18 protein-coding genes are annotated in these 23,798 nt (G+C 49.3%); 8 read left to right on the forward strand and 10 right to left on the reverse strand.

Annotated elements, in window-relative coordinates:
• The first annotated feature begins 11 nt into the window (after positions 1-11).
• On the forward strand, positions 12-938 hold the full coding sequence (locus tag ACW9SV_RS19175; RefSeq protein WP_479558378.1) for an alpha/beta fold hydrolase: 927 nt from the start codon (positions 12-14) through the stop codon (positions 936-938).
• Between the two features lie 161 nt (positions 939-1,099).
• Here ACW9SV_RS19175 and ACW9SV_RS19180 read toward each other — a convergent pair whose 3' ends face one another.
• Both ACW9SV_RS19180 and ACW9SV_RS19185 read right to left on the reverse strand, forming a co-directional pair.
• Entirely contained in the window at positions 1,100-2,692 is a 1,593-nt protein-coding gene (locus ACW9SV_RS19180; RefSeq protein WP_479558379.1) for a M20/M25/M40 family metallo-hydrolase, read from the reverse strand.
• A 107-nt stretch (positions 2,693-2,799) separates the two neighbouring features.
• Positions 2,800-3,231 carry an acyl-CoA thioesterase gene (locus tag ACW9SV_RS19185; RefSeq protein WP_479558380.1) on the reverse strand — a complete coding sequence of 144 codons (432 nt, stop codon included), beginning with the start codon at positions 3,229-3,231 and terminating at the stop codon, positions 2,800-2,802.
• Between the two features lie 447 nt (positions 3,232-3,678).
• Here ACW9SV_RS19185 and ACW9SV_RS19190 point away from each other — a divergent pair, with 447 nt between their 5' ends.
• Positions 3,679-5,475, forward strand: coding sequence for a glycosyltransferase (locus tag ACW9SV_RS19190; RefSeq protein WP_479558381.1), 1,797 nt, complete (start codon positions 3,679-3,681; stop codon positions 5,473-5,475).
• 132 nt (positions 5,476-5,607) lie between these two features.
• Here the strand turns inward: ACW9SV_RS19190 and ACW9SV_RS19195 are convergent, their stop codons facing one another.
• Positions 5,608-8,025 carry a glycoside hydrolase family 31 protein gene (locus ACW9SV_RS19195; protein ID WP_479558382.1) on the reverse strand — a complete coding sequence of 806 codons (2,418 nt, stop codon included), beginning with the start codon at positions 8,023-8,025 and terminating at the stop codon, positions 5,608-5,610.
• Positions 8,026-8,237: 212 nt separating this feature from the next.
• Between ACW9SV_RS19195 and ACW9SV_RS19200 the strand changes: the two genes are divergently transcribed.
• Positions 8,238-9,587 carry a glycosyltransferase family 4 protein gene (locus ACW9SV_RS19200; RefSeq protein ID WP_479558383.1) on the forward strand — a complete coding sequence of 450 codons (1,350 nt, stop codon included), beginning with the start codon at positions 8,238-8,240 and terminating at the stop codon, positions 9,585-9,587.
• Positions 9,588-9,725: 138 nt separating this feature from the next.
• Here ACW9SV_RS19200 and ACW9SV_RS19205 read toward each other — a convergent pair whose 3' ends face one another.
• The gene (locus ACW9SV_RS19205; RefSeq protein WP_479558384.1) at positions 9,726-11,747 is read right to left on the reverse strand and encodes an alpha amylase C-terminal domain-containing protein; all 2,022 of its coding nucleotides are present in this window, start codon (positions 11,745-11,747) and stop codon (positions 9,726-9,728) included.
• 192 nt (positions 11,748-11,939) lie between these two features.
• Here ACW9SV_RS19205 and ACW9SV_RS19210 point away from each other — a divergent pair, with 192 nt between their 5' ends.
• Complete coding sequence (locus ACW9SV_RS19210) at positions 11,940-14,762, forward strand: DUF4961 domain-containing protein (RefSeq protein WP_479558385.1); 2,823 nt, start codon at positions 11,940-11,942, stop codon at positions 14,760-14,762.
• A gap of 266 nt (positions 14,763-15,028) precedes the next feature.
• Here ACW9SV_RS19210 and ACW9SV_RS19215 read toward each other — a convergent pair whose 3' ends face one another.
• Together ACW9SV_RS19215 and ACW9SV_RS19220 are read right to left on the reverse strand one after the other, a co-directional pair.
• Positions 15,029-15,766, reverse strand: coding sequence for a ThuA domain-containing protein (locus ACW9SV_RS19215; protein ID WP_479558386.1), 738 nt, complete (start codon positions 15,764-15,766; stop codon positions 15,029-15,031).
• 199 nt (positions 15,767-15,965) lie between these two features.
• Positions 15,966-16,838: an arylamine N-acetyltransferase family protein gene (locus tag ACW9SV_RS19220; protein WP_479558387.1), complete on the reverse strand. Its 873-nt coding sequence runs from the start codon at positions 16,836-16,838 to the stop codon at positions 15,966-15,968.
• Between the two features lie 648 nt (positions 16,839-17,486).
• On the opposite strand from ACW9SV_RS19220, the gene ACW9SV_RS19225 reads away from it, so the two are divergent.
• Complete coding sequence (locus tag ACW9SV_RS19225; RefSeq protein ID WP_479558388.1) at positions 17,487-18,083, forward strand: porin family protein; 597 nt, start codon at positions 17,487-17,489, stop codon at positions 18,081-18,083.
• Positions 18,084-18,342: 259 nt separating this feature from the next.
• On the opposite strand, the gene ACW9SV_RS19230 is transcribed toward ACW9SV_RS19225, so the two are convergent.
• The 4 genes from ACW9SV_RS19230 to ACW9SV_RS19245 all read right to left on the reverse strand — a co-directional run bounded on the left by ACW9SV_RS19230 (position 18,343) and on the right by ACW9SV_RS19245 (position 20,178).
• The gene (locus tag ACW9SV_RS19230; RefSeq protein ID WP_479558389.1) at positions 18,343-18,555 is read right to left on the reverse strand and encodes a hypothetical protein; all 213 of its coding nucleotides are present in this window, start codon (positions 18,553-18,555) and stop codon (positions 18,343-18,345) included.
• Between the two features lie 115 nt (positions 18,556-18,670).
• Positions 18,671-19,144 carry a VOC family protein gene (locus tag ACW9SV_RS19235; protein ID WP_479558390.1) on the reverse strand — a complete coding sequence of 158 codons (474 nt, stop codon included), beginning with the start codon at positions 19,142-19,144 and terminating at the stop codon, positions 18,671-18,673.
• 14 nt (positions 19,145-19,158) lie between these two features.
• Positions 19,159-19,707, reverse strand: coding sequence for an SRPBCC family protein (locus tag ACW9SV_RS19240; RefSeq protein ID WP_479558391.1), 549 nt, complete (start codon positions 19,705-19,707; stop codon positions 19,159-19,161).
• Between the two features lie 18 nt (positions 19,708-19,725).
• A complete protein-coding gene (locus ACW9SV_RS19245; protein WP_479558392.1) occupies positions 19,726-20,178 on the reverse strand; it encodes an SRPBCC family protein in 453 nt (150 codons plus the stop codon).
• Between the two features lie 269 nt (positions 20,179-20,447).
• Between ACW9SV_RS19245 and ACW9SV_RS19250 the strand changes: the two genes are divergently transcribed.
• From ACW9SV_RS19250 to ACW9SV_RS19260, 3 genes are all read left to right on the forward strand, one after another.
• Entirely contained in the window at positions 20,448-21,431 is a 984-nt protein-coding gene (locus ACW9SV_RS19250; protein ID WP_479558393.1) for a GlxA family transcriptional regulator, read from the forward strand.
• A gap of 242 nt (positions 21,432-21,673) precedes the next feature.
• The gene (locus ACW9SV_RS19255) at positions 21,674-22,357 is read left to right on the forward strand and encodes a response regulator transcription factor (protein ID WP_479558394.1); all 684 of its coding nucleotides are present in this window, start codon (positions 21,674-21,676) and stop codon (positions 22,355-22,357) included.
• On the forward strand, positions 22,354-23,730 hold the full coding sequence (locus tag ACW9SV_RS19260; RefSeq protein WP_479558395.1) for a sensor histidine kinase: 1,377 nt from the start codon (positions 22,354-22,356) through the stop codon (positions 23,728-23,730). The genes ACW9SV_RS19255 and ACW9SV_RS19260 overlap by 4 nt, the downstream gene beginning before the upstream one ends.
• Positions 23,731-23,798 lie beyond the last annotated feature (68 nt).

Raw genomic sequence — 23,798 nt, forward strand, 5'->3', positions numbered from 1 at the left:
CCTGATTTCACATGGACATGCACTTCATCCGGCGGGGCGAGGGAAAACCTCTGTTACTGATTCATGGCATTGGCGGAAGCTCCCGCTCCTGGGATTTGATGATAGATGGTTTAGCTGAGGCGGGCCGTGAGGTGATCGCCATAGATTTACCCGGGCACGGCGCTACCCCACCTTTGGAAGGAGAGGTGTCCATCCGTACCCTGGCCGATGCGGTGACCTCCTTTCTGGAAAGCCATAGTCTTCTAGGCATAGATGCGGTGGGTAGCTCCATGGGTGCCCGGCTGGTGCTGGAATTGGCCCGGCGCGGGGGAGTGGTAGGGGCGGTGGTTTCGCTGAACCCTGGCGGGTTTTGGGAAGGTTGGGAGAAACCCTTCTTCTACTTTTCAGTGGCGGCATCCAGAAGGTTGGTGCAGGGACTGTTACCCGCTATACCCGCCATTGCCGCAAACCCGGTAGGACGCACCCTGCTGTTGCCCCAATTTTCGGCCCGTCCCTGGGAACTGCCCGCAGAGCTAGTGCAGGAAGAAATGCGGACCTTCGCTACTTCGGCCTCGTTTGATGATTTGTTGTACAACCTATCTTACGGCGAAACCCAGAAAGGAACCCCGCGTGGTACGTTGCAAGCGCCTTTGATCATAGGGTGGGGCCGACATGACCGGGTTTGCCTTCCGAAGCAAGCCAAGAGGGCATTAGCGCTTTTCCCGGATGCCTGCCTTCATTGGTTTTCGCGCTGCGGCCACTTTCCGCAATGGGATTCGCCGGAGGAAGCCGTGCAATTGGTGCTCACCGTTACCAGCGGCATCAACTATGAACCCCTGCTATCCGCAGAGATGCAGCCGTCCGTCACTACTACCCACAGAAACTGGGCAGCTATTCTGGGAGTAGGGTTAGCCGTTGCCGCTTGTGGATTTTGGCTGGCTCGTAGAAGTGCTTCTTAAACTTATTGGTTTAACTTCTCTTATCTTAAACTTTTTGGTTTAACTTCTTTTAAAAATTAAAAGCCCCGAAATAGCAGGTTGTACACCTACTATTTCCGAGGCTTTTCTGCCTTCAAATAAGCTTTAGATTCTAAGGTTTAAAGTCTTATGGATTTAAAGTTCTACTCAACACCACCTTTACGAGTAGGCTTGGTTTGAGCGGGCCAGGTGCCGGGCTGACCGGTTCTTTGGTTGGCTGGTAAGATACTTTTCTCGCGGGAAGTGGTGGTTGGGTCTTCGCTGGCCATGTATGCTAAGATGGCGGTGAGAATGGCGTTGCTGCGAACATCGTCAAACACAATCTTGTCATACGTGTCGCGGTTGGTGTGCCAGGTGTAGGTGCCGTAAGACCAGCTAAGGGAGCTTAGCGAAAAGGCTGGGGCGCCTGCTGCCACAAACGATGAGTGGTCAGATCCGCCTCCGGCTGGGGAGCCCGGGAAGTTGGTTTGGATGTGCGAGCGGATATCCGTCGGGACAGGGGCCAACCAGCGGTTCAGGAACTCATAAGAATGCAGGAAACCAGAGCCGCTTAAATTAGCTACCCGGCCAGTTCCGTTATCCTGGTTAAATACCGCCTGTATTTTACTCACGATTTCGGGGTGGTCTTCCACAAACGCGCGGGAACCGTTCAACCCTTGTTCTTCGCTGCCCCAGTGTCCTACCAGAATGGTTCTTTTAGGATTAGGGTAGATTTTCTTGAGAATACGCATGGCTTCCATCATGACCAGGGTACCAGTCCCGTTATCGGTGGCGCCGGTGGCCCCGTCCCAAGAGTCAAAGTGCGCGGATAGGATCACGTACTCATCTGGTTTCTGGGTGCCTTTCATCTCCGCGATGGTGTTAAACGTAGGTACCATGCCGCGCTCTTTAGACTCAGCCTGCACGTTGATTCTGGGTTTCTGTCCTGAAGCCGTGAGGCGGTACAGCATGCCGTAATCTTCCAGGGAAAGGTCTACAGTTGGTATTTTCTTGGTGTACGCACTAAAAATCTTGTTCACCCCAAAGCCCGATGACCAGTTAGACATGACCACGCCAGCAGCTCCGGCTTTTTCCAAAGCAACGGGCAACGTGCGGTTGTTGTAGCCCATCTTGGTCATCTTGGTGCGCCACGCCTCAGTTTGGGCGGTACGATCGGTCTTCATTTTCTCAAAAGACTCTTTGGTGGCGAATTCCTGCCAGTTGTAATCGGGTCTGCCGGTGGGCTGCGGCATGGAGATCAGCACAAACTTGCCTTTCACGGTAGGCAGCCATCTTTGGAAAGCTATTGAATCAGTAACCGTCTCAGGGAGGGTGATGGTCTCTGCAGTGACGCCTTTTCCTTTGGTGCTGGGACTCCAGGCCAATTGCATGCCTTCCAGGGTTCTTACCCTTGGGTGCACTAAGTCAATGTGTGAGATGCCTCTTTGCCAGCCGCGCCACTCGCCCCATTTCTCGTTCCGAGCGGTAATGCCCCAGCCTTTGTATTTGGCCACGGCCCAGTCATTTGCCTGCTGCATCTGTGGGGTTCCTACCAGGCGGGGACCAATCACATCCATCAGTTCATGCGCCAGGCTTTCCAGTTGTGAGTTTTCGGTGGCTTCTTTCACAATGCTGTCCACCACCGGGTCTTTGGTTTGGGCCAACCCTACCTGGGCTGAAAGGAGCATGGAAAGAAAGAGGAGCTTGGGCGTACTTCTTTTGTACGGCAAGCGGGGAGGGGTAAAGAGCTGTATCATGCTCCTAATTTAAGGAAGGGGATAAGAACTGAAAGAGGTGCTTTGAAATAAGTGGGGTTTTTCGGTTTAGGGGGTACTTTCAGAAAAGTATCCCCTAAACCGAAAGGTTATTCCATGGTGAAATCCTCGGCTTGGGGCAGGCTCATAAACTTTTGGGCAAGGTCTTCGGGCAGGCCGGCCAGTTTCCGTTTAAGGAGGTCAATCCAGGCACCGTCTACGTTGATAATGGCGGCTTTCACGCCATCGCCCCGGAACAACTCATGCCGGATAGACCAGCGGGAACCATCAGGCCGGGCTTTGGTCAACACCGATTCAATCCGGACGGTGTCGTTGATGCCTACCTCGCGCAGGTATTGCAATTCTTCCCGGAACAGAATGGGCCCAAGTTTAAGGTGCTGAAATGTTTTGAAGTCAAGGCCTAAGGCGTCTAGCATGGAGATACGGGCTTGGGCAGCAAAATCGGCGTAAGCCGAGTGGCGAAGGTGCATGTTGGCGTCTACTTGCGCCCAGATCACGTGCCCTTCATAAGTAATACTCATAGTTTTTGTTTTAGGTGGTAACAGATTCAATGAACCCTTTTGGTAAGGAGTGCCAGCATAGCTAGGCACTGGGTTATAGATCAAATTTACTTTTTTGTTTTACTCTGCTAGAAAAAAGTCTTTGGGGGGAAGGAGGCAGTTCTTGTCTGACCTTGGCCTAGGGGGACCTCAGAAACTTATATGGGCGTACTCGGAAGCCTTGCTTTTTAGCTAGGTTGCAATCCCTTTCCTAGAACTTTCCTTGACTAAAAGGTCGTGGCGGTATGAAATCTGTAAAAATGTTTTAGCTTTGATAAACGTGAGTTTTGCTTTGGGTCTGAGGCTGAAGGTATTAACTGTGGCAGCTTTATTTCACGGATGTACGGGGTTGAAAAAATGTAAATAATTTCCTTTTTCTATATCCCTTTTAGCCTAATTTAAGTAAAATAGCTCTAAAATGACCCTTCCATGCAACAACTGTCTTCTGCATCTCCGCATCTTCTTGAAATAGCCTGGGAAGCGTGTAACCAAGTAGGTGGAATCTATACGGTGATCCGATCCAAAGTACCTGCCATGATTGAATACTGGGGAGACCAGTACTGTCTTATCGGGCCTTTCTTCCCTCAGCAAGCCGCTCATGAATTTGAACCTACCGATGATTATTCAGATGTGTACGGCCAGGCGGTGCTGGAGCTCAGGGCGCAAGGTGTAGAATGTTACTATGGAAACTGGTTGGTGACAGGCAGGCCCCGCATTGTCCTAATAAATCCCTTCAGCGCTTTTGCCCAATTGGATGAGATCAAGTATTTCCTTTGGGAGCATCACCAGATCCCTACCTCTAATGAAGATTTGTTGAACCAAGTGCTGGCGTTTGGCCAGTTGGTGAAGCGGTTTATCACCTTGTTGTCTTCCAAAACCCAGGTGGTAGCGCACTTCCATGAGTGGATGGTGGGTTCTGCCATTCCAGATTTGCGCCGTGAGCAAGTGCCGGTGAAGATTGTGTTCACCACACACGCCACGCTGCTGGGTCGGTACCTGGCCATGAATGACCCTAACTTCTATGACCAGTTAACCTCAGTAGACTGGCAGAAAGAAGCGCGGCATTTTAATATAGAACCGGCGGTTTCCATTGAAAGGGCCGCGGCGCATGGGTCGCATGTGTTTACCACGGTAAGTGAAGTAACTGTGCGCGAGTGTATTTACCTGTTAGACCGCATCCCAGATACCGTTCTACCCAACGGGTTGAATATTAGGCGGTTCACGGCCATGCATGAGTTCCAGAACCTGCACTTAACCTACAAGAAACGGATTCACCGGTTTGTGATGGGGCACTTTTTCCAAAGTTTTCCCTTTGACCTTGATAAAACCATTTACCTGTTCACCTCGGGCCGCTTTGAATACCGCAACAAAGGCTTTGACCTGACCCTGGAAGCCTTGGCGCGGTTGAACCACCGCATGAAGCAGGCTAAATCTGACATGACCGTGGTGATGTTCTTTGTGACCAAACAGCCGTTCTACTCCATCAACCCGGGGGTATTGCATTCCAAGGCTTTGATGGAGGAGATCCAGGAAACCTGCGAGGCCATCAAAGACCAGATTGGCGAACGCCTTTTCTACGATGCCGCCGCTAGCACGGAGTACAAACTTCCGGAGCTGAACAACTACGTAGACGATTACTGGAAACTGAGGTACCGCCGGACCATCCAATCCTGGAAAACGCACCAGCTACCCCCAGTAGTAACACATAACCTGGTAAACGACCAGTCAGACGAGATCCTGCATTTCCTGCGAAGCTCTAACCTGGTGAACAACGCCGATGACCGCGTGAAAATAGTGTACCACCCCGATTTCATTTCCCCAACCAACCCACTGTTTGGGATGGAGTATGGGCAGTTTGTGCGGGGCTGTCACTTGGGTATTTTCCCTAGCTATTATGAGCCTTGGGGTTATACACCGCTGGAGTGCGTAGCTAGTGGTATTCCAGCTGTGACCAGTGACTTGTCAGGGTTTGGGGACTACGTGAAGAAGAACGTGAAAAAGCATACCGATAAAGGTATCTATGTAATTGACCGGCATGAACGCAGCTTTGATGACTCCGCCGAGCAACTCACCCGCCACCTGTTTGACTACGTAGAGCTAAGCCGCAGAGAGCGGATCACCCAACGCAACAAAGTGGAAGGCCTATCAGAAATGTTTGATTGGAAAAAGCTGCTCGTGCACTATGAACGCGCTTACCAGCTTGCTCTAAGCACAAACCAGGAATAGAGAAGGGGCTTTAAAGGCAGCTTTACCAATACAAAAAGAGAGTCCCTGTTTAAACGGCATTTTAAATAAATGCCGTTTAAACAGGGACTCTCTTTTTAATGGATCGGATTGATTCTAGCGTTTACCACCTCTTTAAGCCAGAACTTGTAAAAGCTTGAAGTCAGAAGGAGCCACCACTTCCAAAACATCCTTTTTGGTGGTTTCTTGCTTGCTAACCTCAACTCCATCAACCAAGATAGTAGTGAGAGTTTCCGGCAAGCCGTGCAATACAAGGCGATAGTTGGTGTAAGCATCGGCACCTTCACCAACCCGGTCTTGATTAATGGTGAAAGCTCCCTGGTTTGATCCCGTCGTAAATGTCTTTAGCAGGAGTTTGCCTTCGACGTAGCCGTAGCCTTCGCCGCCGTCTTCATACAATTCGCTTATGCAGGTGGTTTGGCCATAGTACACGTGCAGGGTTACCTCAGGAACTTCTAACTCGCCCACGTACTGCTGCACCGGATACATCGGGAGAACGGCCCCGGCTTTGATGAACATCGGAACTTTATCCAAAGGAGCATCGGCCCACACTTCGCGTTTTCCTTGCACCAATTCATCGGTCCAGAAGTTGTACCAGGTGCCTTGGGGTAGGTACAGGATTCTACCATCTACGCCCGGTTGGGTAATAGGGCATACTAAAAGATGATCGCCTAAGGAGAACTCCGCCATGCGGTGGTAGCACTCAGGGTCATTCTGGTCCAGCAATGCCAGTGGTCGCAGCATTGGCGTTCCGCGCGAGGTGTATTGCCAGAAGGTGGTGTAGAGGTAGGGCAGGAGCTGGTACCGTAACTCTATAAATTTGCGGGCCAATGAGGTGTAAGGCTCCCCAAAGGACCAAGGTTCCTGCTCTCCGTGATCACCTGAGGAATGGGTGCGGCAGAAAGGATGGAAAATGCCCAACTGCAGCCACCTGATATAAAGTTCGCCGTCTGGAGTTTCAATAAAGCCGCCAATGTCTGAGCCAACAAAGGACATCCCGGAGATGCTCAACCGCTGACACTGAATGTTGGCCAGCCACAGGTGATCCCATGACGCGATGTTGTCACCCGTCCACCCAGAGGCGTAGCGCTGCACGCCCGCATATCCTGAGCGGGTGATGGTAAATGGCCGGTTTGGATAGGAGAAGTTTTTTACTCCGTCATACGTGGCCCGCGCCATTTGCATGCCGTAAATGTTGTGCGACTTACGGTGGCTGCTGGGCTCCCCGTCATTGTCGTGCCGGATGTCGTTGGGGAAGGTGCCAATCTCAAACACGGCGGGTTCGTTCATGTCATTCCAGACGCCTTTTACGCCTGTTTCCTCAATTAAGCCCTTAAACAGACCAGCCCACCAAGTACGCACATCTTCGCGGGTGAAATCTGGGAAGTGGCACAGGCCTGGCCAAACGGTTCCTTTGTAAAGAGGCCCATCGGCGCGGCGGCAGAAATAGTCGTTTTCCACCCCTTCCTGGTACACCCAATACTCGGGGTCAATTTTGATACCCGGGTCTATGATGACCACCATTTTAAACCCGTCTTGAGCCAATTCCTGCACCATGCGCTTGGGGTCTGGGAAATGATTTTTGCTCCAGGTAAAGCACCGGAACCCCTCCATGTAGTCAATGTCGAGGTACAGGGCATCGCAGGGGATACGGCGCTCCCTGAACCCTTGGGCCAGGTTTTTCACCACCGATTCTGGGTAGTAGCTCCATTTGCATTGGTGATAGCCCAAAGCCCATAAAGGCGGCAACTCCGGCGTGCCGGTTAAAGTGGTGTACTGCTGAACTACCTGCGTGAGGGAGGGGCCATAGATGAAGTAATATTCCATGGTGCCACCCTGCGCCCAGAAACTGCTCACCTCTTTGCGCTCGCTACCAAAGTCAAAGAAAGACCTGAACGTGTTGTCAAAGAAGATGCCGTAGGCGTTGCGGCGGTGTAAGCCCATAAAAAAGTTGATATTTTTGTACAGCGGATCGGTGCCTTTCTTGTATCCGTAGGTGTCTGATCCCCAGTTCTCAAACCGTTTGCCCTTCAGGTTCATGTTGTCAGGTTTGTCGCCTAACCCGTAAAAAAACTCCTGCGGCTGCACCACTTTGCTCATCTTTACGATGTCTCCGCCGTATTTCTTGTGTTCTTCCCAATGGAAGCCTTTCTCATCCTCGTTCAGGACGGTGCCTGATTTGTCCAAAATTCGGGTATTAAGGCCCTTGGTGGAGATGGTGCAGATAAGTTCTTTGGTGGTGAGCCGGTAATGGTCTGAGAGGGCCTTGACCTTTAGCTTTACCGACGTTTGAGGTCTGTTTGGAGAAAGTGCGTACGAAAAATCTCTTGAGAACTTGCCGTCTGTCGTATATTTGAATTTTATTATATTGTTGGAGATAGCCTCTACTTTAAGAGCAACCCGGTTGTCACAAAAGAAGACTGCGCTGTTGTTGTTTGTCTCAACGTGCTGGATGGTACCCGCGAAAAATTCTTCGCGTTTGGCGCCCAGATCGTTGATCATGTAATTGGTGTCTTGAATGGTATTATCCATGAAAAAATCGCAAAAGCAACGTAATAAACTGAAAAGGGTTTGTCCGTATTTATCCTGAAAAAAGAGGGCATAATTACGGAATCTTTTCAATTTTTCTGTTTTATTGAATAAACAAACCAAAAAAAATGTTGCTAATTACTTGAACAAGAGGGTTGGTTACCTATCTTTACAAACACCTCCCCTGCATCTATTGCTGATATTGAATAATAATAATGAGAAAACTGCGAGTACTAATGTTAGGCTGGGAAGATCAGCCTATTTTGAATGGAGGAGTGGGCAAAGCCTGTTTTCATTTAGCAGAAGCCTTAGCAAAACAAGTAGAACTTACCATGATTGTACCCCAGGCCGACCATATGGCCCTGGATCAACATGCTGAAATTGTGGGGCTGGATGCCCTTGATCTTGCTGAAGTAAAACAGGCCCCCGTAGAAAAAACCTTTGAGCGTTTTGCCACTACCCACCGGGTGCCTGCTGCGTTGTTTCCTTATGAAGAGCCCGTAGTGCCCCAGGAGAACTTAGAAAGCCAGGAGAGCACTGAAGCCACTACTTCCCCCACCAATACCCCCGCCCAGACTACTGAACCCCAAACTCCTAAACCTGCCGTTAATTTCCCAAACGGGCAGCCACAGATCACCGTGACGCAGGGAGCAAGAGGTACCCTTAACTTTGAAGTGATTCAGTTTGCCCGCTACGCGGCCAGGCTGGCTTCCCATAAAGAGTTTGATGCGGTGTATGCCCATGACTGGATGACCTTTTTGGCCGGCATGGAAATCAAGAAACAGCGCAAAGTTCCGTTAATTGTTCACGTGCACAGCCTCTCTTTTGACCGTCAGGTAGGAGAGCCCCTGGGGTGGATTTTCGAGTTGGAAACCAAAGCCATGAACGAGGCAGACCTGATTCTGACCGTAAGTGACCGTACCGCCAGAATGATCACCAAACGCTATGGCATTCCGGCCAAGAAAGTTCAGGTGGTGTATAATGGTGCCGATAAAGTAGCGCCATCTCCTGTAACACCGGTGAAACGCAAACAGGTGACTTTTCTGGGAAGATTGGTTGCTCAGAAAGGACCGTTGCAATTCCTGAAAGTGGCCAAACAAGTGTTGAAGCAAGACCCTGAGGTAAACTTCATTGTAGCAGGGCATGGTCCTCAGCTGGAAGAAGCAAAGCAGATGGTGCGCCGGTTGGGAATAGAAGATTCAGTGACCTTCACCGGATTCCTGCCGCCTGCCAAAGCGGAGGCGTTGCTGAAAAATTCAACTGTTTTCTGCTTGCCAGCCCTTTCAGAGCCGTTCGGGTTAGCTGCCATTGAAGCCACCTTAGCCGGACTTCCGGTGGTCATCACCCACCAGACAGGGGCCGCTGAGGTATTGCCGCAAGCCAGCGTAGCAGACTGCAACGATACTGCTGGTCTAGCCCAATTGATTCTGGAGCTTCTTCAGGACGAAGACTTGCGCAAAGAGCAGGTAGAGGCTAACCAGAAGGCCGTTAAACAGCTGACTTGGGAAGTAACCGCCGACCAGGTGATGGAAAGCTTGCACACGGTGCTACAGTTGCAGGACTAACTAGAAATCCCTAACGGTTTAGGGTCATATTTTAGAAAATAGCCTTAAATCCATCATTCATTGATAAAGTAAAAACAGAAAGGCCGCTGCGATATTTCGCAGCGGCCTTTCTGTTTAAAGATCTTTGGGAGGTGAATTTTAGTCTTCTCTTCTTAAAACCAACGCCGTCCGGTTTGGAAGATAGATGCTCAATCTAGGTCCGTAGGTGGTTGGAATGGTGAAATACCGAATGTTCATATCCACACGGTTATGGCCGCCGGTTTCCGGGGTATCAGATGAAAGGATCAGGCTATAGCTGCCAGGCTCCAGAACGGGGAACCTGTAATCTGGCACCGAGTTTTTCGGGTGGAAATTGAAAAGGAAGATTAAACCAGCCCGCTGGAAAATGAGCACGTTGTTGTGGTTATCCTGATGAAGCTTTTGGGCCGGTCCCTGCTCTAACAACGCCGATCTCTCGGCCAAGGTAAGCATGTCTTTTTCAAATTGCCACATGTGGCGGTAGCGCAGATCAGGGTTGTCAACTAGTGACCACTGCCGGCGGGCGTATTGGTAACTCCAGTTGTTGCCCAACCTCGGGAAGTCAACCCACTCTGGATGGCCAAACTCATTGCCCATAAAGGTAAGGAACGCCTCTCCGCCCAACGACATAGTTAGCAGGCGAATCATTTTATGCAGGGCAACGCCACGGTCAATCACCGGGTTTTGGTCAATGGTGCGCATGCTGAAGTACATGTCTTTGTCCATCAGCCAGAAAGCTATGGTCTTGTCACCCACCAAGGATTGGTCATGCGATTCTGCGTAGGCCACGGTTTTCTCCCCAACCCGCCGGTTAGTGAGCTCGTGCCAGATTTCATCCAAATTCCAGTCCTCATCGCGTTTATGCTTGAGGGTTTTGATCCAGTAATCCGGAATACCCATGCCCAACCGGTAGTCAAACCCGATGCCCCCCTCATAAACAGGGCGGCAAAGACCGGGCATCCCGCTCATGTCCTCAGCGATGAGCAAGGCTCCGGGGGTAAAGGAGTGAGTAAACTCGGAGGCAAGTTGCAGGTAGAGGATGGCGTCTTCGTCCACGCTTTTATCAAAGTAGCGGTCATAGTGCCCAAAGGCGACACCTTCTCCGTGGTGATGGTACAACATGGAAGTTACCCCATCATACCGGAACCCATCTATGTGGAATTCCTCTAACCAGTACCGCACATTAGACAGAAGGAACCGGCGAACTTCCGGCACCCCGTAGTTGAACAGTTTGGAATCCCAGCCCGGGTGATGGCCACGTGGTCCCTGGTGGAAGTATTGGCCACCCGAACCGTCAAAATCCGCCAACCCCTCAGCCACGTTTTTCACGGCGTGGGCATGGATCAAATCCATCACCACAGCGATGCCCAAACGGTGCGCCTCGTTGACCAGGTATTTTAAATCTTCAGGCGTTCCGAAACGGGAGGTAGGGGCAAAGAAATTGGAGACGTGGTACCCGAAGGACCCATAATAGGGGTGTTCCATCAGGGCCATCAATTGCAGGCAATTATACCCGGTTTCCACCACGCGCGGCAGAATCAGATCGGCAAACTCGCGGTACGTGCCTACGCCATGTTTTTCCTGGGCCATGCCCACGTGGCATTCATAGATAATAGGCTGCGAGAGGTGCGATCTGTCAAAAGAGCCGTCGGTCCAGGTGAAGGCCTCTTCGGGTGCCCAGTACTGCCCTGAGAAATCATAGGTCTGGGGATCCTGTATTGCCCGGAATGCAAAGGGAGAGATTCTGTCCCGTCCTTCGCCGGTGGCCCCGATTACGTGTACCTTAAACCGGTGGCCGTGCTGGATCTGCACTTTGTCGGCGGGCAGAAAAACCTCCCAGATGCCGTTCCCTACCTTCTGCAGCGGATGGGCGTGCCTGTCCCAGAAATTGAAATCTCCTATAATGGAAAGGGCTTGGGCCGCTGGTGCCCATTCACGGTAGCGCCATCCATTGTTTTCCGGTTCAAAATGGAGCCCCATCTGGTGGTGCCAGGCGGCATACTCGGGCAAGGTTCCAAAATCCTGGACAATGTGATCCTGCGTCTTTTCAAAACGGGCCAACCGTTGTAAGAGCTGGGGAGCGTAAGGTGTGAGCCAGCTGTCAGACTGTATTAACGGGAGGGTTGGTGTAACCTTAGGCATAAGTGCGGTGTTGGGAATGGGTTAAGTTACACTTCCTTAAGGAAAGGTGCAACAATGACGGAAAGTACCGATGCGGCTATAGAAAGTTGTTAAAAAATAAATGCATCAACGATGTAATTTTAATAAATTCGCAAGGAAATCGATTTCGTAACGTCATTGATGGTGTTTTACTAAACTTAATTTGCCTATTGCATGAAAACTACGTTTCGTTTGCTTGGCTTGTTGCTGGTGTTGCTGCTGGTACAAGGAGTTCAGGCGCAAGTGGTGACCTGGTCACCGGCTTTCCCTGTTCATAATGAACCGGTTACCATCACCTTTGATGCAACAAAAGGGACAGGCGGTCTGGCCAATGTCTCTGAACCGGTTTACGCCCACACTGGGGTGCTCACCAATTTGAGTACCTCTGATTCTGACTGGAAGTACGTGAAAGCACCTTGGGGCACCAACACGCCCGCGGCTTTGATGACTTCCCTTGGAAATAATAGATATCAGATTACCATTACCCCGAGAACATACTACAACGTGCCAGCCACGGAGGAAATCAGGGCGCTGATGTTTGTGTTCAGGAACGGTAACGGCTCCAAGGAAGGAAAAGACACCGGGGGCAAGGACATCAAGGTAGCTATTTACCAATCGGGGTCCATCAACGTTTCGTTTTCCCAACCCACGGTAGGCATGAACGGATTGTTTGTAAACCAGAACCAAACGGTTCAGGTGAGGGGAAATGCTTCTGCCGCAGCCAAGCTCACGCTCTTTGTGAACGGGGTTAAGGTAAAGGAGGAAGCCGCTGCTACCACTCTGGAAACCCAGTTGACTGCCACCACCCCCGGCGCCAACAAGGTGAAATTGACTGCAGAAAGCGGCACTGTGGTTGCCGCCGATTCTTTTACTTATGTGGTGAGGGAGGCAGTCCAGACGCAGGCCCTTCCGGCCAATGCCAAAGACGGGGTAACCTACCTCAGCGCTACCAGCGTGCTGCTGAACTTGTATGCCCCTAATAAGCAGAATGTTTATGTGGTGGGAGATTTCAACAATTGGGTGGCGGGTGCTACTCCTATGAAGCGTACCCCAGACGGCACCCGGTACTGGGTTCAGATTGATAATCTCACTTCTGGGCGGGAATACGCGTACCAATACCTGGTAGATGAAACGCTGCGGATAGGAGACCCCTACACGCAAAAGACCCTGGACCCCAATGAAGACCAGTATATCTCCGCTGAAACGTACCCTAACCTGAAATCTTACCCGGTTGGAAAAGCCACTGGCATGGTGTCTGTTTTCCAGACAAATCAACCTGCCTTCAATTGGTCGGTTCCCAACTTTGCCCGTCCTAAGAAAACCGACTTGGTGGTGTACGAATTGCTGGTGCGTGACTTCATCGCCAAGCACGATTACAAGACCCTGACCGATACCCTTAATTACCTGCAACGGTTGGGAGTGAATGCCATAGAACTGATGCCTATCAACGAGTTTGAAGGAAACCTGAGCTGGGGGTACAATTCAGTTTATTATTTTGCCCCAGACAAGTATTACGGGCCTAAAGAGATGCTCAAGCGCTTTATTGATGAGGCTCACGCCCGGGGCATGGCGGTGATCTTGGATATTGCCTTGAACCACTCGTTTGGCCAATCCCCGATGGTGCAACTGTACTACAACAGTGCCACCGGAAAAACCACCCCAGATAACCCGTGGTTTAACCCAGACCCCAAACATGACTTCAACGTGGGGCATGACTTCAACCATGAAAGCCCTGCCACCAAATACTTTGTAGACCGGGTTACCGAGTTCTGGCTGCAGGAATACAAAATAGACGGCTACCGTTTCGATTTGTCTAAAGGCTTCACCCAAAAGCAGACTTTGGGCAGTGTTAGCAACTGGGGCCAGTACGATCAAAGCCGCATTGACTTGCTTAAGCGCATGGCCGATCATGTCTGGACGGTAGACAACAACGCCTATGTGATTTTGGAGCATTTTGCCGATAACAGCGAAGAAACGGTTTTGGCGAACTACGGCATGATGCTGTGGGGCAACCTGCACGGTAACTACAAACAAGCCATCCTGGGGTACACCAACGACTCCAACTTCAACTGGATCTCTTACAAACAGCGGGGCTGGACCTCTCCGCACGTGGTGGGCTATATGGAAAGTCATGATGAGGAGCGCCAGATGTACGAGGCCCTGCTTTACGGCAATACCTCTGACACGTACAATGTGCGCACCCTGGCTACTGCCCTGCAGCGCATGCAATTGGCGGCCGCCTTCTTCTTCACCATCCCGGGCCCGAAGATGATCTGGCAGTTTGGTGAATTGGGGTATGATATCTCCATCAATCAGAATGGCCGCACCGGCGACAAACCCATCCTCTGGAACTACTACCAGGATGCGGAGCGTAAAAAGCTGTACAATGTTTATGCGGCCCTTATAAAGCTGAAAATAAACCAGCCGGCTTTTGAATCAGCCAACTACACCTTGAACTTGGAAGGGGCCCTGAAAACCATCCATATCCAGGACCCAGACATGAATGTGGCGGTGTTGGGTAATTTCGGGGTGACGCAGGGTTCTATTGACCCTAAGTTTCAGAACACCGGTACCTGGTATGATTATGTGACCGGGCAGTCGTTAAATGTGACCAATGTAAACCAGGCTATCACTTTGCAACCAGGTGAGTACCGCGTGTACACAACCAAACGGCTTTCCACTTCCAGCATTCTGTTAAGCTCCAAAGAAGAGAAAGACGCTTTGGTGAAGCAAGTGGTGGCTTATCCAAACCCTAACAGAACCGGAGAGTTGAATGTACGCTACCAATTAGTGGCTTCCACTGAGGTATCGCTGCAGTTGTTTGACCAGCTTGGACGGTTAGTTTTCAGCCGTACGATAGGGAAGCAAGCCGCCGGTTCTCATGCCATTCAGCAAAAGTTGACCACCGGAAACGGAGGTCGCCTTGCCCCGGGCATCTACCACTGCAAATTGCTAACCGGTACCACTTCCAAAACCATTCAGGTAGTGGTGCAGTAATCACTCATTACTTCTGGAGTAGAGTCCTATTCTTTCGAAAAAGCCCTCGTTTAAAGGCTTGTTTTTGAAACCAGCCTTTAAACGAGGGCTTTTTTTCATGCAGTTATCCAAAGGTTTATGTTCTTATACCTTTGAAACTTCTTCAGAAATTGTTTTCAGGAGGTAAGATTATGCAAGTAAATCGGATATGAAGCAAAACGGGCTGGACTTCCAAATCAAGGAAGTCCAGCCCGTTTTGCTTCTTGCAGACTTACAGAAGTAGAAGGTTAATCCTTTAGAACATACTGGATGCCGCCTAATAAGTGCCGAAGGAATAAAGGTTCCTGGAAGCTTTCATCGGTGTGGCCACCTGCGGTATAGAAGGCTTTTCCGCCATCAAACGTGTGGTACCAGGCAATGGGGTGATTGGCTCCGTTTTTACCTCCTTTATAAGTGGTCTCGTCTAAGGTAGCCAGTACCTTCACCTGCGGATTGATGTTTTTGAAGTTGTACCACTCATCTTTCCGCTCCCAACGATCAGGTAATAAGGAGGTGGAGATGTGTGATTTGTCCAGCACCTGAATGGTGGCATTCTGAACCTCGGGGTGGCTTTCAAAATAAGCGCCTACCAATTGGTTGTACCAAGGCCAGTCATACTCGGTGTCAGTGGCCGCGTGCACCCCTACAAAACCGCCTCCGGCCTTGATGTACTGCTCAAATGCGGTTTGTTGGGCAGGGTTGAGTACATCTTGCGTGGTGCTCAGGAAAACAACTGCCTTGTACTTTCTTAACGAATCTGGGACAAAGAAGGCGGCATTTTTGGTGGTGTCAACCCCAAAGCCATTCTCGCGGCCCAACTTCTGGATGGCGGTTAATCCCGCCGGAATGGACTTATGGTAAAAGCCTGCTGTTTTGTAGAAAACCAAAATGGAAGGTGATTTGGAACTGGATCCCAGTCCATTTTCGGTTGAGCAATTGGAGAATAGAGAAATGGAAAGCAGGAGAAAAACGTACAGTTTTTTCATAGGGAGTAGAATTCGGTTCACTCTTTCTTCTTTGAAAGAGTCAGGTGAGTAGTCGGTTATAAGTCTAAGCAAAATTGCCTGATTTACAAAGAAGAACCCAAATGCAAGGTCTGACCAGAAAGGACGGGTATGCTTCTTGGTAAACTTCCTTGAGGTCTGCCTCATAAGAGACAAGGGTGAGCAGACCTCAAAGTAGAACTTAATCTAAGGGTTGCAGGATCAGATGCAAGGCTTGGTCCAGTTCTGAGCTGGTAGGTACGGGAAGTTGGAATACCTCTTCTATGACTGTTTTCACCTGGGCAGGGCTGGTAAGGACTTGCTTTTCGGTGAAACCCGTGACATAATGGATGCTTAGTTCATAATTCCGGAGGCCATAGCGGGCTTCCGGGGTGGTTTTGGCAAACACCAGTCCATTCACGAAAGGAGACCTGGGGTGGGTGGATGTAAACCAGTTAGACACTTCATAATCAGGGGAAAACTGCTCTTGCAGCCCGAAACGGTACAGGGGTTTCCAACTGCCTTGTATTTTGGCTTGCAGTACAAATTCCTCCTCCAGAGGCACCATCCTGAAGGTTTCATGGGTAGTCTTTTGCTCTCCGGTATCAAAAAGCCGAAGGGGCGTGGTCAACGTTAACCCTCCAAATCCTACGTCAGCAATGTAATCTTCTTCCCCTATCTGGATCAGCAACAACATATGCGCGCGGGCCGTGGTAACTCCTGCCGGAACGTTCCAGAGCACCCGGGCGGCTAACCCCTTTACCTGAAAGCCCAAGGTCCGCAATACCTCGGCAAACAATTGGTTTTGCTCAAAACAGTACCCGCCCCGGCCTTCTTCTACCAACTTTCGCTGCAAAGACTCGCTGTCCAGCAGCACGGGCTGTCTCAGAAAAGGATTTAGGTTCTCGAAAGGAATGGAGGTGGCATGGTGATAGTGCAGGCTCTGGAGTGTCTCTAAAGTAGGAGCAAGGTCTCCGGTATAGTTTATTCTGGAAAAGTAACGCTCCAGATCAATGCCGTCTTTCTTTATTTTGAAGGATGTCTTTTCAGGTGCGATTGGAGATGTTGTTTTCATTTTCTTAACGAATAAAGGGTAGTGGTATAGGTTTAAGGAATGAGTACTTGAAGCTAAGCGGGTATTCACCTGGAGGTTAAGAGTACAACCTAACAGGGTACTTATAGGATAATTCTTTCTTTTTGCCTGCTCAAATGGAGTGTTTTGATTTGGTAGTAGAACTAAACTTATTTCTAATATATGAATTTAATTTTATAAAATATAATTTTTGCTTAATTTATTAAGGTGTAGGAAATGAAGAGAGTGAATTTGCCATTTGAAAATCTAAAATGAGTACCGCTTTTCTGTGGCCTTGCCAAAGCTTTCACCTAAATCATGCAAGTACTTGGTAAACTAACAGCTATATAACCTACTTAGAGAAATGGAATTTATATAAGGAGAAAGTTTGCTTTGGATAATAGCATAAATCAATCTGACTGCTTCTATTCCTTTTAGAAAACGGTCTCATTTACCAATAAGCAACTAGTTACCCCTCCAAATCTCTGAGGTATTTACCCAAGTAGAAGTACCCGATATTCCTTGTCAGCTTCATATTTAATTTCCTTTCATGAAAACAGCCGTAAAACAAGTAGCGGGGTGTTGCGTTTGGATTTAAAACAGGCATCCTGTTATTTAGCTTCAAACAACGCGATCTAATTACTACCAATTATGAAAAAACTTTTTTTACTGACGGCAGTTCTCCTGACCTCGGGGATCATGGCGCACGCTCAAATTTTCACCTTAGGGTTAAAGGCCGGGATAAGCTCCTCAAAAGTTGATTTCGAAAACCCAAGCGCCAATTTCACCCAGTTCAAGGAAGAAGGGAGCATCACGGGCTATCATGCGGGTATCTTTACCCGGTTCAATGTTGCTGGGTTTCTACTCCAACCAGAGGTCTTGCTTTCTTCATCCGGAGGGAAATTTGAGGTGCCTAATTCTACCGGCGGCACTAGTGTAGAGGAACTAGGCTTCACCAACGTGGATGTGCCTATTTTACTAGGGTACAAACTATCTTTCCTGCGGGCGTACGCCGGGCCAGTGGCTTCGGTGCTCATCAACAGTGAATTTGGGGCCGAGGACTACAAAGACGCGTTCAACTCCGCCGACTGGGGCTACCAGGTTGGGGCAGGATTAGATATCTCCCGGCTTACCGCCGATGTACGGTATGAGCGCCTGAAAAGAACCTATACCGATGCCAACGGCAGTGCCGATTTCAGAAACCAGCAAGTGATTTTAAGCTTAGGTTATAAACTGATAGGTAAATAACCATCTTATTTATTTCTCATGATTCCTCCGTTTAAGGCTTGTTCTATGAAAGTAGGCCCTAAACGGAGGAATTGTTTTTTTAAAGGCGTAGAGAAAGTAAAACCTAAAATTGCCAGGTTTTTCAGGTTAGTTGATGCAAAATGGGCCTCCCTTATAACGCTTGGTTTCTGAAACCAAGCGTTATAAGGGAGGCCCAATCATTAAGGATCATTTTTATCAGCACACAGCTACTTTGGTAGCCTCTGTAACTAAAATGTTCCTACTCCAGCACCTTGCAGTTGGCTCCGTTGGAGGTCACCAACTGCATGATGGAATGAGAGTTGAAGTCTTTGCCCTCCACCCGAAGAATCTTGTCACAGTCCTCCAGGTCAAAGTTGATGCGGCAGTCAGGAAAGTGGTGTTGTAGGACCTTCAACAGATTTTCTGCTTCGGAAAGCTCCTTTACGTCGGTAACAAACACTTCTACGGTCATAGCTTTGTTGTAAGGAAAAAAAGGGTTAAGTCGATTGCAGAAGATTATTCCCCGGAGAGTTAAGGAGGTTAAGCCAGGAAGAGCCCTGTCATTGAAAGATGTTAAACTAAATCTATCAAAGAGTTACTTCTTCGCTTTTGCTGGTTATTTCCATCTGCTGCTCTTCCTGTTTCAGGTCATGATTCACCATCCATTTAATGTTAAAACGGTCGGTTAACATCCCGAAGTAAGCTCCCCAGAAGGTTTTCTCTAACGGCATCTCTACTTTACCGCCCTCTGAGAGCGCGTTGAACATTGAGGTGGCTTCCTCCAGATTTGGGGCGTCAATGGAAAGATGGAAGTTGTTGCCCATAGTGACGGTTTGGCCCATAGATTCTAAGGCGTCGGTGCCCATGAGGAGGGTGCCGGAACCAATGGGGAGCGCAATGTGCATGATCTTATCCAGTTCATGAGCGGGGATTTGGCCTGACTGAGGCATGTCCCTAAATCGCTGCACCGCCAAAAACTCTCCTCCAAAAACCGATTTATAGAATGTAAAGGCTTCTTCGGTGTTACCGTTGAAATTTAAGTATGGGTGAATGGTTACCATAAGGTGTAATTGGTTTAGTTAGAAGTAAGCTGTTTTCTTTCAAGTATGGTTTTCAGAGTGCCCAAACTGGTTTCCATGTCGGGTCCCAGCATGGCGTCTAAAAAGGGATTCAGAAGGTTAAGCGGATAGGTGTGGGTTCCTTTCATGCCCCATCTTACCTTGGTTTGGTTTTCAGCAACTGCCGTGGTGATGAAAGGCGTTTGGGCAATGCTTTCCAAAGGTCTGATGAACCGGATCTCAATATCCAGTTTCTCCCCCGGAGTGATTCCTGTGATTTCCTGCTCCCCTTGACCCGCTTCGTCGTTCCCGTCCCAGGCGTACACAAAGCCTTGGGTGCCATCGGTACCCCGGTAGCTTTTTTTCATGTTAGGGTCTCTCATGACCCATTTGTTGTAGTGGTCCTGGTTTTTCAGCTGCCTGAGGTAGTCAAACACCTCGGCTTTGGGTTTGTTGATGACCACTTCCCGTTGCACGCTGTATTCACGGTCTACAAATAAGGCAGAAACCAACAGCACAGCCACTACAGCCGCAAAACCAAGGAGCAGTTTCTTGATGATTCTCATAAAACGGGCGGTAAACAGTTAGTTTGCGTTACGTTCGGCCAGTTCCTTGATCTTGAGCAGGGCAGAATCCCAGGCCGCAGACATCATATCAAAATACTCGGGGGTCATGTCGCCTTCAATGGCAACCTGGGTGCCGCCGTTAGTGGGAATTAGTTTGTAAGTCTCCAGCCCGCCCTGTACGGCTTTAGCATCGTCGCTTTGGGTATCTTCCTCGCCGTTGATCAGCAACCCTTCGTACCTAACAGAAAGCAGTTCGTTGGGGGTGTGCTCCACTATCTTGCCAATCATGCCGTTCTCAGAAGGGTCTTTAAAAAGCACCTTGCTACCCAGTTGCCAATCGGTCTCCGCATAGGCGCCGTCGCTGAAGGAGGCATACCATTGCCGTACGTACCGATCTTCCAGTAGCACTTCCCATACTTTTTCTTTGGGCGCCTGGATGTCAATCTCTTTTTTGATGGTGGTCTTTTCCATAAGGTTAGGCTTTAAGTACACCACAAACATACAGGTATTCAGAGATTTTCAAAGGGTGTACTTCCGGCATTAAAAGGGTTGATTGCGACAATCTTTCTTCCTAGATTTAAATGATGGCAACCCGCTTGCAGGTAGAAGAAAAATGAGGCCAAAGGATGGAAGTTTTTATAAGGCATCTCTTAGCCTTAAAAGAACTTCTAATCTGAGTTGGAAGAGGGATTGAACCCCGAAAAGGAGCACGTAAACGAACATACTAAATCTTATCCTCCATGAAGCATATCACCATTCTGGTACCCAAAGGAGCTATTTTAGGAAGCGTGGAAGGACCCCGGCAGGTGTTCACCGAGGTGAACAAACTTCTTAGAAATATGGACCGACCAGCCATGTTTCAGGTGCAGTTAGCTGGTCTCACCAAGGAAGTAACCGTGGCTAGCGGAATATACACCGTCTACACCGATGTGCTGGCCCAAGACATCCTGAAAACCGACCTGATCATTATTCCGGCCTTGGATGGTGACTTAAGGGCTGCTCTGGAGCTGAACCAAGATTTCGGCCCCTGGATTGTAAACCAATATGCAAATGGGGCGGAGGTGGCCAGCCTTTGCGTAGGCGCCTTTTTACTGGCCTCCACAGGCTTGGTCAACGGGAAAAAATGTGCCACCCACTGGATGGCCGCCAACGACTTCAGAAAGATGTTCCCTGAGGTACAATTGGTGGAAGACAGCATCCTGACCGATGAACAAGGGATTTACTCAAGCGGCGGGGCCTTTTCTTACCTGAACCTAGTCTTGTACCTGATTGAAAAGTATGTGGGGCGGGAGGTGGCCGTGCTGATGTCCAAAGCTTTCCAGATAGATATTGACCGCAGAAGCCAGTCGCCCTTCGTGATTTTCAATGGGCAGAAAGACCATGAAGACGACCTGATCATGAAAGCGCAGGAGTTTATTGAAGCAAATTACCAAGAGAAAATCACGGTAGACGAACTAGCTTCCATGTTTTACCTGGGCCGCCGCAACCTGGAGCGGAGGTTCAAAAAAGCCACCAGCAATACCGTCATGGAATACGTTCAGCGGGTGAAAGTAGAGGCCGCCAAAATGCGTCTGGAAACCTCCCGCGAAAACGTGAACGAAGTCATGTACTCGGTGGGCTACTCAGACAACAAAGCCTTCCGGACCACCTTCAAGAAAATTACCGGAATCTCCCCGCTGGAGTACCGAAACAAATACAACAAGGAAGCCTTAGAGTTAGCTTAAGGCTCTAATCTGGTCACCATAAAATAGAGAAGCTCATTTTCTTAATGATTAGGTTTTTCTGTTTTATAACCATTTTCACCAAACTGTAGGAGAAATGAAGCCTATGCTTTTTTGTTTCATACATTTTTTTACGAAAATAGGGCATAAACAATCCAACAGGTAAAACCAGGAGAACACTTCGTTTTAGGGCATTTTAGGGTTACTTTTGTTAAAGTAGTTACTAAAAGCCGGGCGAATACAATATGAAAGTACTGGTAATTGAAGATGAGCCGAACGTGGCGGCTTTCATCAAAAGAGGTCTTCAGGAGCAGACGTTTGAGGTGGAGGTGGCGTACGATGGGCTTACCGGTAAAAAGCTCGCCTTTCAGAACGAGTACCAGGTGATTGTGCTGGATATTATCATGCCGCACCTAAGCGGATTGGATTTGTGTCGGCAGTTGCGGCAAGAGCAGATCAGGACTCCCATCCTGTTGCTGACTGCTTTAGGCGCCACCGATGACGTGGTTGAGGGGCTGGAGGCAGGCGCAGATGATTATCTAACTAAGCCTTTCAAATTCAAAGAACTGGTGGCGCGGGTCAGGGCCTTGGCTCGGCGGGCTGATGTTTCCATGTCCAGCAACCTCTTGCAAGCCGGTGATTTGCAACTCAACCTGGATACCAAAGAAGTTACCCGTGAAGGAAAACTCATCAACCTGACCGCCCGGGAATTTGCCTTGCTGGAATATTTCATGAAAAGGCAAAACAAGGTCTTGTCAAGGGTAGATTTACTGGAGAATGTGTGGGATCTGAATTTTGATTTAGGCTCCAACGTGGTAGATGTGTACGTAAATTACCTGCGCAACAAGATTGACAAGGAATTCTCCACCAAGCTGATCCATACCGTGGTGGGCATGGGCTACATCTTGAAGAAACCGGAGGACGCGTGAATTTCCGGAATCAACTCACCCTCATCTTTACCGGGCTTACCACAACGGTGCTCATTTTCATGGGCATTATCATCTATTTTTTCGCTGAGCAATACACCCGGCGGCAGTTTTTCCAACGCCTGATGGACCGGGGCGTTATCTCGGCGCAGGTGTATCTGGAGCGGGATGAACTTAGTGCCGCCAGCCTGCAGAAAGTACAACGGAAGTACCTGCAAAGCTTAGCCGAAGAATCACTCACCATTTATGATAAAATTCGGGTTCCCAAAGTGGTTCCTAAAACCGGGATGCTTTCGGTTCCTGCCAAGGTTTTTGAGGAGATAGACCAGAAGAAAGTGGCCGAGTTCTGGCAAGGCGACAAGCAGGCGGTGGGGCTTTGGTATGAAGACAACCAGGGAAACTTCTATGTAGTTGTCTCGGCAGTAGACGTGACCGGTTCAAGCAAACTCCGCAATCTCCGGGAGATACTCATTATCAGTGTTCTCATCGGCATCTTGGTGATGGTAGTAGCCGGACACTTCTTCGCCCGGAAAGTATTGCAGCCTATTGTAGCTATTGTACAAGAAGTAAATAAAATAAGGGCTTCCAACCTGCACCTGCGGGTACAGGAGCGGGAGAGCAAAGATGAAATCGGGAACCTTATTACTACGTTCAATCAAATGCTGGAGCGCCTGGAGACTTCTTTTTACATGCAGAAAAGTTTTATCGCCAATGCCTCGCATGAACTCCGCAATCCGCTGACCGCCATAAGAGGAGAGTTGGAAGTTACCTTGCTGAAAGACAGGACTTCGGAAGAGTACAAACATTCGCTGGAAACCCTGCAAAAAGAAACGGAGCGGTTAGAAAAGCTTACCTCAGATTTGATTCTCCTGGCCCAAACCGGGTTTGACGAACAAGCTGTGCAGCAGGAGCAAGTACGGATGGATGAGGTGTTACTTGAGGTGAAATCAGATCTGAACCACCAGCTGCCGCAGAATCAGATACGGCTTGATCTATCTGCTTTGCCCTCAGATCCAGCGCTAGTAACGGTGAAAGGAAACAGAAACCTCTTGCAGATTGCCCTGAAGAACGTGCTGGAAAATGCCTCCAAGTTCTCTGATCATCAACAGGTGAACGTCACCCTAGTTTGTCAGAAAAATCAAGTTACCGTACAAGTGGAGGACCAAGGAGTAGGAATCCCGGAACAGGAAGTAAACCGGGTAACAGAGCCATTCTACCGCGCCCAAAACGCTCGGTCCCGCACGGGTACGGGCATAGGTTTGGCTATGACTGAGAAGATCATGCGCCTGCACGGCGGCACCATAAAGATTGAATCCTCACTGCAAAAAGGTACCACCGTATCGCTGACCATGCCCATAGATGGTAACCAAGTTTGATGATTTTAGGGCCTTTTAAATAGAATAGTTCAAAAATAGAACTGCAGTGCTGGTAAGCAATCCAAAGA

This window comes from Rufibacter sp. JT20002 (assembly GCF_056491185.1).